The organism is Brevibacterium album DSM 18261, assembly GCF_000426445.1.
Taxonomy (GTDB): Bacteria; Actinomycetota; Actinomycetes; order Actinomycetales; family Brevibacteriaceae; genus Brevibacterium; species Brevibacterium album.
The window spans coordinates 107,881-122,250 of the sequence record NZ_AUFJ01000014.1; the positions used below are offsets into that span (position 1 = coordinate 107,881).

Consider the following 14,370-nt stretch of genomic DNA (forward strand, 5'->3'; position numbering starts at 1 on the left):
CATGGCGGACGCCGGTGCCGAGGACGGACCCGATGCGGGTGCGGCGGGTCTGATCCGCGGCCCGGACTATGCGAGCCCCCTGCTCTCCGATGTGATCCCGGCCGCGGCCCTGGCCGTGGGCGCGGAGCACATCCTCGACGCCGAGGCCGCAGCCCGCGCGGCCCGCATCGCTCCGGCCGCTGCCGCCCGGACGGCGGTGGTCGTCCTCGTCGACGGTCTGGGCTCGCGGCTGCTGCGCAGGCGGGCCGCGCACGCGCCCTTCCTCCGCTCGCTGCTCGCCGGTGAGCAGCTGCTGAGCGCGGGGTTCCCCTCCACGACGGCGAACTCGCTGTCCTCGTTGGGCACCGGTCTGCTGCCGGGCGCCCACGGCGTCATGGGCTACCGGCTGCTCGACCCCGAGCGCGACGAGGTGTTCAACCAGCTCACCGGCTCCGAGCACGTGGACGGCCGCGCCTGGGTGCCGGATGCGACCCTGTTCGACCGGCTCATGGCCGGCGGGGTCGAGGCCGTCAATCTGGGTGAGCCCAAATTCGCCGGGCGCGGGCTGAACAACGGTTCGATGCGGGGAGCCAGGTTCCGCGGCTCGCATTCGCTCGAGGAACGGGTGCGGCACGCCGTCGCGGAGGCGCGGAGGCCGGGCTCCCGGGTGATCTACCTGTACTGGGGCGCGCTGGACAAGACGGGCCACGGCAAGGGCGTGGACTCCTGGGAATGGCTGGAGCAGCTCGAGCACGCGGACGAGAAGATGCGGATGCTGGCGAACGCGCTGCCGGAGGACGCCTCCCTGCTCATCACCGCCGATCACGGCATGGTCGATGTGCCCCATGAGGGCCGGCTCGACCTGGCCGAGCACCCCGGACTGCGGGGGCTGCTGCGGGCGGTCGGCGGCGAGCCGCGCGCCGCGCATCTGTACGCACGGGCCGGTGCCGCCGCCGAGGCCACCGCCGGACTGCGCGAACTCGCGGGCGACCGCGCGACGGTGCTCACTCGCGAGGAGGCCGTGCGTGCGGGGCTGTTCGGTCCGGCCCACACGGTGCGGCCGGAGAACCTGCCGCGCCTGGGCGATGTCATCGCCATCGCCGGTGAGGGCTTCGGGATCGTGGACTCCCTCAGCGACTCCGCCTCGGCGCTGTCGCTGCTGGGCCACCACGGCGGTGTGAGCGACGACGAACTGGAGATCCCCCTGCTGACGGTGTGAGACTCACGGCCGTCCGCCCGAGGGGCGCACCTCAGGGGCGTCGAGCTCGACCACCTCGCGCCTCGGCGGGCGGCGGGAGGCACCGCGTGCGCCCTCGCGCCTCGGCCGGTACAGCACGAAGCGGTACATCCCGTAGCGGAACACATTGCCCAGGGCCACGCCCACGATGTTGCCGGAAACGTTGTCGGCCAGCGCGGAGGTGAGTCCGAGCACGTGGTTGGAGAACCAGAGGCAGCCCACCGCGATGAGCATGCCCGCCGCACCCACGGCGAAGAAGCCCACCGCCTCGAACCCGGCCGAGCGGTTCCTGCCGTCGCGGAAGGTCCAGTAGCGCGAGCCCAGCCAGGCGACGAGGGTGGCCGAGGCGACCGAGGCGACCTTCGCCCACAGGGGGCCGATGCCCACCGCCTCGGGCCGGAGCAGGTTGAACAGGGCGATGTCCACGACGAACGCGATTCCGCCGACCACGGAGAACTTCCCCAGTCTGCGGACCTCCGCGAGTGCTCCCATGCGTCCACGATAACGACGCAGGCTGAGGAGCCCGTGCACCGGTGCGTAGACTGAGACCCGTGACTTTTCCCAAGATCGGCGTGGTGGGCGGCGGACAGCTGGCCCGCATGATGGCGCCCGCAGCAGAGGCGCTCGGCGTCTCCTTCCATGTCCTCTCCGAGGCCCCCGGCTCCTCGGCCGCGCAGGTCTCCTCCCAGGTGACGGTGGGCGACTACCGCGACTTCGAGACGCTCAGGGCGTTCGCGGAGACGGTGGACGTCCTCACCTTCGACCATGAGCACGTGCCGCCGGAGCACCTCCGCGCGCTCGCCGCGGCCGGCCACAGCGTCCATCCCGGGCCGGATGCGCTCATCCACGCGCAGGACAAGATCGTCATGCGCCGGAAGATGGACGAGCTCGGCCTGCCCAACCCCGCCTGGGCGGAGGTGAGCAGCGTCGAGGAGCTGACCGAGGCCGCCGAGCGCATCGGCCTGCCCCTCATCCTCAAGACCCCCCGCGGCGGGTACGACGGCCACGGCGTGCGGGTCATCCACGATCCCGCCGAGGCCGCCGACTGGTTCGACTCCGCACCCGGCCCCCTGCTGGCCGAGGAGAAGGTGGACTTCTCCCGCGAGCTCGCCGTCATGGTCGCCCGTTCGCCCATGGGCCAGACCGCGGTGTGGCCGGTCGTCGCGACCTACCAGGACAACGGCATCTGCAAGGAGGCCGTCGCACCCGCCCCGGGCCTGAGCGATGAGGTCTCCGCGCGCATCCAGCGCGATGTCATCGAGCTCGCCACCCGCCTGGGCGTCACCGGCGTCATGGCGATGGAGATGTTCGAGACCGCGGACGGCTACCTCGTCAACGAGCTCGCGATGCGCCCCCACAACACCGGCCACTGGACGCAGGACGGCTCGTACACGAGCCAGTTCGAGCAGCACCTGCGCGCCGTCCTCGACCTCCCGCTGGGCGATCCCGCAGCGCAGTTCCCCGCCACCGCGATGGTCAACGTCCTCGGCGCGGACCGTGAGGATCTCTACCACGCCTACCTCCACGTCCTCGCGCACGATCCGCAGGTGAAGGTCCACATGTACGGCAAGGGCGTGCGGCCGGGCCGCAAGCTCGGCCACGTCAACCTCGCGGGCTCCGGCGATCCCGAGCGCCTCCTCGCCCGCGCCCGCCACGCCGCGGACTTCATCGCCGGGACGGACACGAACCCGCACCCGGACCTCGGCGGGGAGCAGACCGCCGCCGAGGCCGCATCCGCCCGTGCGCGCGTGGGCATCGTCATGGGCTCGGACTCGGACTGGCCCACGATGGAGGCCGCGGCCGCGCAGCTGCGGGACTTCGGCATCCCCTTCACCGCCGAGGTCGTCTCCGCCCACCGGATGCCGCACGAGATGATCGACTGGGGTGCGACGGCCGCCGAGCGCGGGCTCGAGGTCATCATCGCCGGCGCCGGGGGAGCAGCTCACCTGCCGGGGATGCTCGCCTCGGTCACCTCGGTCCCCGTGATCGGGGTGCCGGTGCCGCTCAAATACCTCGACGGCATGGACTCCCTCCTCTCCATCGTGCAGATGCCCGCAGGGGTGCCGGTGGCGACGGTGTCCGTGGGCGGGGCGGCGAACGCCGGCCTGCTCGCCGTCCGGATCCTCGCGGCAGGAGGGGACGAAGGGCTGACAGCGGCGCTCGATGCGCACCGTGCGGGGCTCCGCGACACCGCCGCGGCGAAGGGCCGTGCCCTGCAGGAGCGGATCGCTCAGGGGAGCTGAGTCTTCCGTCCGCGCCGGGGCCCGCACCCATGCGGGCGCCCGGCGTGTGCGAGCCCACACTTCCGGCGAGTAACCTGAGGCGGAACCCCAGCAGGCGGCACCGGAGCCCACCGCACACTGTCCCACCGGAGCCCGCGTGAGCACGACCGTGCGGAAGTCCTTCACCGAGAACGGAGAACCCATGAACGATCTCTACCGTCCCACCGAGGAGCACGAGGAGCTGCGCGCAGCCGTGCGCGAGGTGGTCGAGGCCAAGGTCGCGCCGTACGCCGCGGAGGTCGATGCCGAGGCCCGGTATCCGCAGGAGGCCCACGACGCGCTGCTGGCCACGGACTTCTACGCCCCGCATGTGCCGGAGGAGTACGGGGGTGTGGGTGCGGATGCGCTCGCGACCGCGATCGTCATTGAGGAGGTGGCCCGCGGGTGCGCCTCGTCCTCGCTCATCCCGGCCGTGAACAAGCTCGGCTCCCTGCCGGTGGAGCTCGGCGGCGGTGAGGAGGTCAAGGAGAAGTACCTCACGCAGCTCGCGGAGGGCCGCGGCTTCTCCTACGGCCTGTCCGAGCGCGAGGCCGGCTCCGACACCGCCTCCATGAAGACCCGGGCGGTGCGCGAGGGCGACGGCTGGCGGCTCAACGGGGTGAAGACCTGGATCACGAACGCCGGGGTCTCGGACTTCTACACCGTCATGGCGGTCACGGATCCGGACGGCAAGCGCGGGTCCAACATCACGGCCTTCGTCGTGGAGAAGGACGATGAGGGGTTCACCTTCGGGGAGAAGGAGCGCAAGCTCGGCATCAAGGGCAGCCCCACGCGCGAGCTGTTCTTCGAGGACGTCTTCCTGCCGGCGGACCGGATCGTGGGTGAGGAGGGTGAAGGTCTCAAGATCGCGCTCCGCACGCTCGACCACACGCGCGTGACGATCGCCGCGCAGGCGGTGGGCATCGCCCAGGGTGCGCTGGACTACGCGATCGGCTACATCAAGGAGCGGAAGCAGTTCGGCAAGCACATCGCGGACTTCCAGGCGATCCAGTTCATGGTCGCGGACATGGGCATGAAGCTCGAGGCCGCACGGCAGCTCACCTACACCGCAGCGGCCAAGAGCGAGCGCGGGGACGCAGACCTCGGCTACTTCGGCGCCGCCGCGAAGGCCTACGCCTCGGACGTCGCGATGGAGGTCACGACGGATGCCGTGCAGCTGCTCGGCGGTGCCGGCTACGTCCAGGACCACCCGGTCGAGCGCATGATGCGCGATGCGAAGATCACCCAGATCTACGAAGGGACCAACCAGGTCCAGCGCCTCGTGATGGGACGCCAGCTGCTGCGGTGAGCCGACAGATGCAGTGAGCTGACAGAGGGGGCCGGGCCTGCACGTGCAGGCCCGGCCCCTGTCGGTTCAGCTCAGCGGACGCTCAGCGCTCCCCGCCGAAGCCGCCGCCTCGGCTGCTCTCCTCGCCGAAGCCGCCGCCCTGACGGTCGTCATCGCGACCGCCGTAGCCGCCCTGGCTGTTCTCGCCGCCGCCGAAGCCGCCGCCCTGGCCCTGGCCTCCGCCGCCGCCCTGGCCCTGGCCTCCGCCGCCGCCCTGACCCTGGCCTCCGCCGCCGCCCTGACCCTGGCCTTCGCCGCCGCCCTGACCCTGGCCTCCGCCGCCGCCGACGTACTCGCCGGCGGCCTCGCGGCCCTGCTGGATCTGCTCGGAGTACCGGCCTCCCGTTGCGCTGTCAGCGGCCTGTGCCGCCTGGTCGAGGCCCTGGTTCGCGAGGTTCTGCCCCTCTTCGGAGTTGAACGCGTCCGCTGCCCGGTTGCCGAGGTCTTCAATGCCCATGAGCGTCTCCTTACGTCGCTGGAACTCCACCGCGTGCTGCGGCTTGGCAGACACGCTTCGGCATAGGGGCCGAGCGGCGCAACCGGATCGGGGGAATGTCTCGGGATGGTTTCACAAGTTTCAGAGCCCGTTCAGACTCCCCGGGAGACTCACGGCGACTGCCCACTCAACCGCCGCCGAAGTGTTACTCCCCACGGTTATATTGGCCGGCCCGCGACAGCGCTTCGACGCCTCCGGTCGGACGCGAGGGCTGTCCCGCGCCAGAGGCGCATCGCTTCCCCTGCGACACTCGGAGAGCAATGTCCCTTGAAAGTTCCCTCCACATGGCCTGAATGCGGCCGGGCAGGGTCTTCGGTACCGTCACCGCCATGGTGACATCCGGGTCCAGCATTCAGCAGGGCGCCTCCTTCCGGGCGCTCGTCCACTTCGTCGCGGTCAGCTGCATCGCGGGGCTCGTGGGCGCCGGGCTCGCGATCCCCGCCGTGGGCGGTGCCGCCGCGGGTGCCGAGACCGGGGCTGAGGTGTTCAGCGCCCTGCCCGCCGAACTCGACGAGCGGCCGCTCGCGGAGCAGTCCCGGATGCTCGCCGCAGACGGCTCGGAGATCGCGACGTTCTACTGGCAGAACCGCGAGGAGGTCGCCTTCGACGAGATCTCACAGGCGATGAAGGACGCGACCGTCGCGGTCGAGGACGAGCGCTTCTACGAGCACACCGGCGTGGACATCCAGGGGATCGCCCGCGCGGCCGTGAGCAATGCCGTGTCCTCCTCCACGCAGGGCGGCTCCACCCTCACCCAGCAGTACGTGAAGAACGTCCTGGCGCAGAACGCCTATGCCGAGGGCGATGAGGAGGGCTATGCCGAGGCCATCCAGTCGGACGGGACGGAGGGCTATGCGCGCAAGCTGCGCGAGGTGAAGCTCGCGGTCGCACTCGAGAACCAGCTGGGCAAGGACGAGATCCTCCACCGCTACCTCAACATCAACAACTACTCGGGCTCGCCCAATGTCTACGGCGTCGAGGCCGCGGCCCACCGCTACTGGGGCGTCTCCGCGGCCGAGCTCGACGTCCAGCAGTCGGCCACGCTGGCCGGCATCGTGCAGAACCCCTACGCGAACAACCCGGAGCGGCACCCCGAGCGCACGCTCGAGCGCCGGAACACCGTCCTCGACCTCATGCTCCGCAACGGCTTCATCGACGAGGCCGAGCACCGCCAGGCCCGGGAATCGGAGCTCGAGCTCGACATCCACACCACTCCCAACGGCTGCGTGACCGCCGAGGGCATGGCCTATTTCTGCGACTACGTGCAGCGCATCATCGAGACGGACGAGGCCTTCGGCGGGGACGAGGAGGAGCGGAAGCGGCTGCTGCAGCGCGGCGGCCTCACGATCCACACCACGCTCGACCCGGACATCCAGGAGATCGCCCATCGCGAGGTGAACGACCGCATCCCGGCCGATGACGCCTCGGCGGCCGGCCACACCGCCGTCACGGTGGAGCCGGGCACCGGCCGCGTCATCGCGATGGCGCAGAACCGGGACTACACCGTCGCCGAGGCCGAGGACGCCTCGGAGACCCAGCTCAACTACAACGTCGACCGCGCTCACAACGGCGCGAACGGCTTCCAGGTGGGCTCGACCTGGAAGCCGTTCGTGCTCGCCGAATGGCTGCGGGAGGGGCACGGCCTGAACGAGACGGTGGACGCCACGCGCCGCAACTTCCCGGCGGGCTCCTGGCGCTATGACGGCTGCGCTTCGATGGCGGGCGACTGGAACCCGCGCAATGCAGGGGACAGCGATGCGAGCCCGTCGATGTCCGCGCTCGAGGCCACCCGCTCCTCGACCAACACCGCCTATGCGGCGATGGGCAGCCAGCTGAACATGTGCGGGATCCTCGACACCGCGGAGTCCCTGGGCATCGGCTACGGGAGCGGAGACCCTCTCGACACCGCCGATGAGGAGGGCTTCGTGCCCGCGCTCTCACCGGCGTCGATCCTCGGCACGGTGCAGGTGGCGCCCCTCGACATGGCCGCCGCCTTCGCCGCCTTCGCCGCCGACGGCGAGTTCTGCCGGCCCACCGCCATCGACTCCATCACGACCTCGGGCGGCGAGGAGCTCGAGGTGCCCTCGGCCGGCTGCGAGCAGGCGATCGACGAGGACGTCGCCCGGGGCGTCTCCTACGCGATGAGCCGGACCTTCGACGGCGGAACCACCAGCGGCCTCGGGATCGGCGTGCCCGCTGCGGCCAAGACCGGCACCACCAACTTCGATGTGGGCTCCACCTCGCTCATCGGCTTCACCCGCTCGCTGTCGACCTTCGTGTGGACCGGCGATCCCGACCGCAACCGGGACTGGCGCACGGAGGGAGCGGGAGCGGTCTCCGGCCGCATCTACGGCGCCACCATCTCCGGGCGGACCTGGCAGAGCATCATGCGGGAGGCCGCACCGCTCGCAGGCGACAACGGCGGCTTCTCCGCTCCCAGCACGGGCGGGGTGGCCGGTGCGGCAGGCGGGGCGCCGGATGCCGCCGACGGCTCTGACGAGGGCGAGAACCCGGACGGCGAGGACGCAGGCGGCGAGAACCCGGACCGCGAAGATGCAGGCGCCGAGGAGGACGGCTCCCCGGATTCCGAGGGCCGAGACGACTCCCCGGATTCCGGGGGTGCGGACGGCGACACCGGCTTCGGCGGCACCTGAGCGGACAGTCGACCCGGAAGCGCCCCCGGCACCCATCCGCGGGAGTCCCCGGCATCCAGCTCGCTCCCCGCGAGCCTCCACGCGCCTTCCGGTTCGGTGGTGCATTGTGGTGGAGCGGCGGCCGGCCCGGCGCCGCTCCACCCGCCCAGAGCGCGACGCGGAGTGCGCCTCGTGAGTCGAGAGAGAGACGTGAGCCAGGAGAACCGAACCGAACGCCGGCTGCGGATCGCCGATCCCCTCCGGGATCCAACCCGGCTGGACGCCCGGCATCGCGATGTGCGCGGCTGGGTCCTCCTCGTGTCCAGCATCGTGTTCCCCGGCAGCGTCCAGTCGCTCTTCCGCGCACGGCGCTCGCGGCTCTCCCTGGGCATCACGCTCGGCTCGTGGGCGCTTCTGCTGCTGGTGCTCGGCCTCGTGCTCGTGCGCCGGCAGTTCGCCTTCTCGCTCGCGACCAATCCCTACCTGCTCGGCCTCGTCCTCGCAGTCGGCGCCGCAGCCGCGCTCAACTGGGTGGTCTGCCTCCTCGACACCGTGCGGCGGGTGCGCGTGCACACGCTGAGCCCGCGGGCGCGCAGCCGGTTCCTGGGCGCGGTGCTCGCCGCCGTGCTCGTCGTCACCGGCGGCACCGTCTACGGCGGCGTGATGGTCAACAGCCAGCGCGGCCTCATGTCGGAGCTGTTCGCCTCCGGGGGAGCCGCGAAGCCGGTGGACGGCCGCTACAACATCCTGCTGCTCGGCTCGGACGCGGGAAAGGGGCGCACCGGCATCCGGCCCGACAGCATCACCCTCGCGAGCATCGATGCGCGCACGGGCGCGGCCGTCATGGTGGGTCTGCCCCGCAACATGCAGAACGTGCCCTTCGCCGAGGGATCGCCGCTGGCCGCGGAGTACCCGCAGGGCTACGACTGCGGTGACGAATGCCTGCTCAATGCCGTCTACCAGCTCGGCGAGCAGCACGCGGACGCCTTCCCGGACGCGGAGACCGCGGGGGTGCAGGCGATGAAGGACGCCGTCACGGGGGTGACCGGCCTTGAGGCCCAGTACTACGCCATGATCGACCTGCAGGGCTTCGAGGACCTCATCGACGCCATGGGCGGCATCACCGTGGTCTCGGAGAAGCGCGTGCCCATCTCCAGCAGGGTGGACCCGGCGACGGGCAAGCACGGGCCGGTGAAGGGCTGGATCGAACCGGGAGAGCAGAAGCTCGACGGATACCACGCCCTGTGGTTCGCGCGCTCCCGCGAGTTCTCCTCCGACTACGAGCGCATGGTGCGCCAGCGCTGCGTCCAGGACGCCATGCTCGCCCAGCTCAACCCCCAGACCGTGCTCCTGCGCTTCCAGGACATCGCGAAGGCCGCGCCCGAGGTCGTCTCGACGGACATCCCGCAGGTGCAGGTGGACGATTTCGTCGACCTCGCCCTCAAGACCCGGGACGCCGGCACCACCTCAGTGGACCTCACCCCGCCGGAGGTGGAGCCGAGCCACCCGGACTTCGCCGAGGTGCGGGAGCTCGTGGGCGCCACCGTCGCGGAGTCGAAGGAGAAGGCGGAGGCCGGGCCTGAGGCACAGGCGCCGCTCCCCGAGCCCGCGGCCGGGCCGGGGCCCGCCGGCGGTGCGGGAGGCGCGTCCACCCCCGCCCGGAGCGCCGTCCTGGCCCCCGGCGCCGTCCTGGCCTCCTCGCCGGCCGTGACCGCCGCCGGGGGAACCGCCGACTCTGCCGGGGGAGGGGACTCCGCCGGTGCGGAGGAGGAGGCCGCGATCTGCTCGGTCCCCTGAGACCGAGGGCTGTGCATGAGCGAGGCAGGGGGCCACGAGGGGTCCACAGCGCCGATCGCACGACTCTCCCATCGAATCCGCGCGCATTTAGTTATGACGATAATCGAATAGCGGCGTGTCCTGCCGCACACCCCGGGGCCGGGGGTGTAATGGGCAAAATTCTTCTGTGCCCCTCTGCCGCGCCACGACTGGGAACTACACCGGTGTAATTCTCCTTCCGGGAGAAAGTTCAACTCAGACACGCCGAAAGTATGTAACAATTCTGAGATGTTGGGGCGATGCATCGCATCCAGTGATGCCTTCGCCCCGCAGCAGCCAGAACTTCCCTGTCTTCCTCGAAAAGGCTGAAACGATGAGAATCCTCTTGCCCTCCGCGGCGGCATGCGCCGCGGCGGTGCTGGTGACGACCATCGGTCTGAGCGGATCGACCGTCGCGGTTGCCTCTCCGGTGACTCCCGATGTCAGCGAGAGCCCGCTGACCGAGCTCGATGAGGACGGCCTGGACGCCCCCGGCGCCCGAGCCTCCTCCACCAGCACTGCGAATGTGACCAACCGCAGCACCTCCAACCTCCCCGGTCTCCTCCGCGCGCCCGAGGCCGCGCAGACCCTGGCCGCGGCACCCGGTGCCTTCGCCGCCCCCGGATCGGCCTTCACCGCCTCGCCCATGGGTCTCACCGAGTCCTCCGGCGCGAGTGTGGAGTCGCCTGCGGCAGAAGCCCCGGCCGAGGCTCCCGCCGAGACCCAGGCGCCGGCTCCCGAGGAGGAGCCCGCGGAGACGCCTGCCGCCGAAGGCCCCGGCCTCGGCGGTGAGGAGGCATCCGAGGCTCCCGAGGACGAGCCCGCCGAGGGCCCGGCCGGTGTGGGCTCCGTCAAGGACCAGACCGAGGACGGTGTGACGATCGCCGCCATCAGCAAGGTGCTCGACGTGCCGTCGAAGAACCCGAGCGTCGTGGGCGTCTCCTTCGAGGGCGAGTCCGATGTGACCTTCGAGGTCCGCCAGAAGGCCGGCGACAGCTGGGGCGCATGGGAGGACGTCGACCTCGAGTCCTCCGGCGAGGGACTGGCCGGCTCCGAGCCGTTCGTCGTGATCGGAGCGGAGTCGGTGCAGATCCGGGCGCTCGGCGAGGGCGGCACCCCGTCCTCGACGCAGCTCGTGCTCGTCGATCCCAAACGCTCCTCCTACGACGCCGAGGCCGTCCGCAAGAACACGCCCGCTCTGCCCCCAGCGGGCGGCGGCGAGGACGCGCAGCAGCAGGATGCCTCGCTGCCGGCCGCCGCCGACGGCACCGAGGCGACCAACGTCTCCTACACCCCGGGCACCGCCGCGGTGGGCAACACCTCGGTGAAGAAGGTGTCCAAGCCCAAGATCGCCTCCCGCAAGGAATGGGGCGCGAACGAGTCGCTGAAGAACGGCAGCCCGTCGATCGCGCCGTCGGTCAAGGCGGCCGTGGTGCACCACACCGCCGGTGCCAACGGCTACTCCGCCGAGGACGTGCCCTCGATCCTGCGCGGCATCTACTCCTTCCACACCAAGGGCCAGGGTTGGTCGGACGTGGGCTACAACGTCCTCGCCGACAAGTACGGCCGCCTCTGGGAGGGCCGCGCCGGGGGTCTCGACAAGGCCGTCGTCGGCGCCCACGCCGCGCGCTACAACACCGGCACCTTCGGCATCTCCGTCATGGGCTCCTACGAGTCGAAGGCGCCGCCGCAGAAGACCATCGACGCGGTCAACCACGCGATCGCCTGGAAGCTGTCCCTCGACGGGGTCTCCGCGGACTCGACCACCACGGTGAACGGCAAGCGCATCAAGACCGTCGTGGGCCACCGGGACGTCGGCCAGACGGCCTGCCCCGGCCAGGCCTTCTACAGCGAGATGGGCGATATGCGCAAGGCCATCTCGAAGATGCAGGACGGCGGTGCGACTCCGGAGGACGAGAAGAAGAAGGAGGAGTCCAAGACTCCCATCGAGAAGAAGTACGAGGGCCACGTCAAGCAGCTCGGCAAGCCCAAGGGCAAGGAGTTCTCCATCGCCGGCGGGCGCGCCCAGGAGTACGAGAAGGGCCACATCTACTGGACCAAGGAGACGGGCGCGCAGGTCACGCTGGGCGCCATCGACAAGGCCGTGGATGAGAAGCTGCTGAAGCAGATCGGCTTCCCCAAGGCGGGGGAGAAGGGCGGCCTGCCGAACGGCGGCTACTACCAGTCCTTCGCGAAGGGCTCGATCCACTGGACCTCGGAGACCGGCGCGCAGCCCACCTGGGGCGTGCTGCAGGGCTACTGGGCCGACAAGGGCTACGAGCGCGGTCACCTGGGCTACCCGACGGGTGCGCCCACGGTCAAGGACGGACGCGCGGAGCAGACCTTCCAGGGCGCTCGCCTGGTGTGGGCCGAGGGGTACGGCACCACGGAGTTCTCGCCCCGCGGTGAGATCCAGGCAGGGCTGTTCGACGACAACGCCGGGCAGGGAGGTGAGTCCGGTGGGTCCGGGGAAGACTCATCGGGCCCCACCCCCGTGCCGGCGCCCACCGCCGAGCCCGCTCCGACAGAGGAGCCCGCACCCTCGGAGGAGCCCAGCGCCTCGCCCGAGCCCACGGAGTCGCCTGAGCCCACGGCGTCCCCGAGCGCCTCACCCGAGCCCACGGAGGAGCCCAAGCCCTCCGAGAAGCCCGAGGACGACGGCAAGAAGGACAAGGAGAAGTCCGAGGCCGCCAAGCGCGATGCGGTCATCGCCGAGGCGAAGAAGCACATGGGCGTCCGCTACCGCTGGGGCGGCACGAGCCCCACGTCCGGCTGGGACTGCTCCGGCTACGTCCAGTACGTGTACGGCAAGAATGGCATCAAGCTCCCGCGCACCACGAGCGCGCAGCGCAATGCCGGGAAGGTGATCTCGCAGAAGGACGCCAAGCCGGGTGATCTCATCTGGGTGCCGGGCCACATCGGCATCGTCTCCGAGACCAAGGGCCAGATGTACGATGCGGGCAGTTCCCGCACCAACACCTCCAAGCGCAGCTATGACTGGATGGTGAAGCGGGGCGCAGTGTTCATCCGCGTCATCTGACCGAGTTCCGGCGGCTCGCGGGGAACGAGCCGCCGGGACCGTCCGCGAGGGCGCTGCCCGCGCGCAGGCCCCCACCGCACATGCGGTGGGGGCCTGCGCGCGTACTCTGCGTGAACAGTCGGTGACGCCCCGCCCGCCGGTCATGTCCGGGCGCCCCCGTGGCGTAGTCTGAAACGAAACCCGTGCGAACGGCGAGGCGGACCGAAGTGCGCCGGACCGGCCCCGGGAGCACGTGATCGGCAAGCGGTGTGAGAGGTGAGACGTGGAGCTGCTGGAAGGCGCCGTGCGCGAATACGCGTGGGGCTCTCCCACGGGCATACCCGAGATCCTGGGCAGCGAGCCCGACGGCCGGCCCCTCGCCGAACTCTGGCTGGGCGCGCACCCGCAGGGCGCGGCGACGGTCGTCCGTACGGCAGCCGGCCGTGAGGCCGGGAGGGGGCTGGACGCGCTCATCGCCGACGACCCCGAGCGTCTGCTGGGACGCGAGGTCCTCGAGCGCTTCGGGCCGCGCCTGCCCTTCCTGCTCAAGCTGCTCTCGGCCCGCACCGCGCTGTCCATCCAGACCCACCCCACCCTCGCACAGGCGCGGGCCGGCTTCGCCGCCGAGGAGGCCCGAGGCATCCCGCGGGACGCCCCGGAGCGCAGCTACCGGGACGAATGGCACAAGCCGGAGCTCGTCTGCGCGCTCAGCGAGTTCCACGCACTGTGCGGATTCAGGCCGCTCGCGGCCGTGCGGGCCACCGCGGACAGGCTCGCCGCCGCAGCGGGGGACGGTCTCGGCCCCGAGCTCGCCGGGGCGCTGACGGAGTGGCGCTCCTCGCTCTCGGCCGGAGGACGGCCCTGGCCCACCGTCCGGGACGAGGCCCGCATCCTGCGGCATTCGCTCTCCCTCGTCCTGTCCGATCCGGGCCGCTACGGGCCGCTCGCCGACGCCCTGGCCGCGACGGAGGTGCCCGAGGCCGAGGCAGGGCACCCGAGCCTGGCGGGCAGCTGCGTGGACCCCGTGCGCACCCTGCGGGAGACGAACCGTGACTTCCCGGGCGATCCGGGCGCCCTCGTGGCGCTCATGCTCATGCGCTTCCTGCTGCAGCCCGGTGAGGCGCTGGCGCTCGAGGCCGGGGTGCTCCACGCCTATCTGGGCGGTCTGGCCGTCGAGGTGATGGCGTCCTCGGACAACGTGCTGCGCGGTGGCCTCACGGCCAAGCACATCGACGTGGACGAGCTGGTGGCGACGACGGGCTCGGCCGTCGCGGTCCCGCACATCCTCACCGCCGACGCGGTGGGTGAGCTGCGCGGCAGCACGGACGACTTCGTGCTCACCGTGCTCGACCTCCGGGACCGGGAAGCCGCCTCCCCGGTCACGCGACTCACGCGGCCGGGCCCCCTCGTCCTGCTCTGCGTCGACGGCGCGGTCACGGTGTCCGCGGAGCCGGCCGGCGGCTCTCTGCCGCTCGCGAGCGGTCAGGCGGTGTTCGTCGGAGCGGACGAGCCCCGCCCCGCGGTGAGCGGGACGGGGCTCGTGTTCGCGGCCTCGGCCGCGCTCTGAGGGCTCAGCGCACCC

General features: G+C 71.3%; 9 protein-coding genes. 7 read left to right on the forward strand and 2 right to left on the reverse strand.

Features of this window, described 5'->3' with window-relative positions; genetic code table 11:
• Position 1 precedes the first annotated feature (1 nt).
• A complete protein-coding gene (locus tag K318_RS0111760) occupies positions 2–1,198 on the forward strand; it encodes an alkaline phosphatase family protein (RefSeq protein ID WP_051297927.1) in 1,197 nt (398 codons plus the stop codon).
• A 3-nt stretch (positions 1,199–1,201) separates the two neighbouring features.
• Here the strand turns inward: K318_RS0111760 and K318_RS0111765 are convergent, their stop codons facing one another.
• Positions 1,202–1,708: a GtrA family protein gene (locus K318_RS0111765; RefSeq protein ID WP_029089627.1), complete on the reverse strand. Its 507-nt coding sequence runs from the start codon at positions 1,706–1,708 to the stop codon at positions 1,202–1,204.
• 59 nt (positions 1,709–1,767) lie between these two features.
• On the opposite strand from K318_RS0111765, the gene K318_RS21440 reads away from it, so the two are divergent.
• Together K318_RS21440 and K318_RS0111775 are read left to right on the forward strand one after the other, a co-directional pair.
• The gene (locus tag K318_RS21440) at positions 1,768–3,459 is read left to right on the forward strand and encodes a 5-(carboxyamino)imidazole ribonucleotide synthase (protein ID WP_035281742.1); all 1,692 of its coding nucleotides are present in this window, start codon (positions 1,768–1,770) and stop codon (positions 3,457–3,459) included.
• A 181-nt stretch (positions 3,460–3,640) separates the two neighbouring features.
• A complete protein-coding gene (locus tag K318_RS0111775; protein WP_029089628.1) occupies positions 3,641–4,786 on the forward strand; it encodes an acyl-CoA dehydrogenase family protein in 1,146 nt (381 codons plus the stop codon).
• Between the two features lie 82 nt (positions 4,787–4,868).
• Here K318_RS0111775 and K318_RS25610 read toward each other — a convergent pair whose 3' ends face one another.
• A complete protein-coding gene (locus K318_RS25610; RefSeq protein WP_051297928.1) occupies positions 4,869–5,282 on the reverse strand; it encodes an Rv0909 family putative TA system antitoxin in 414 nt (137 codons plus the stop codon).
• 368 nt (positions 5,283–5,650) lie between these two features.
• On the opposite strand from K318_RS25610, the gene K318_RS21450 reads away from it, so the two are divergent.
• From K318_RS21450 to manA, 4 genes are all read left to right on the forward strand, one after another.
• Positions 5,651–7,975, forward strand: a complete 2,325-nt coding sequence (locus tag K318_RS21450; RefSeq protein WP_084500153.1) for a transglycosylase domain-containing protein — start codon at positions 5,651–5,653, stop codon at positions 7,973–7,975.
• A gap of 189 nt (positions 7,976–8,164) precedes the next feature.
• On the forward strand, positions 8,165–9,751 hold the full coding sequence (locus K318_RS21455; protein ID WP_084500120.1) for an LCP family protein: 1,587 nt from the start codon (positions 8,165–8,167) through the stop codon (positions 9,749–9,751).
• Positions 9,752–10,103: 352 nt separating this feature from the next.
• Positions 10,104–12,809: an NlpC/P60 family protein gene (locus K318_RS0111795; protein WP_084500122.1), complete on the forward strand. Its 2,706-nt coding sequence runs from the start codon at positions 10,104–10,106 to the stop codon at positions 12,807–12,809.
• Positions 12,810–13,071: 262 nt separating this feature from the next.
• Complete coding sequence (manA, locus tag K318_RS0111800) at positions 13,072–14,355, forward strand: mannose-6-phosphate isomerase, class I (RefSeq protein ID WP_029089630.1); 1,284 nt, start codon at positions 13,072–13,074, stop codon at positions 14,353–14,355.
• The last annotated feature ends 15 nt before the right edge of the window (positions 14,356–14,370 follow it).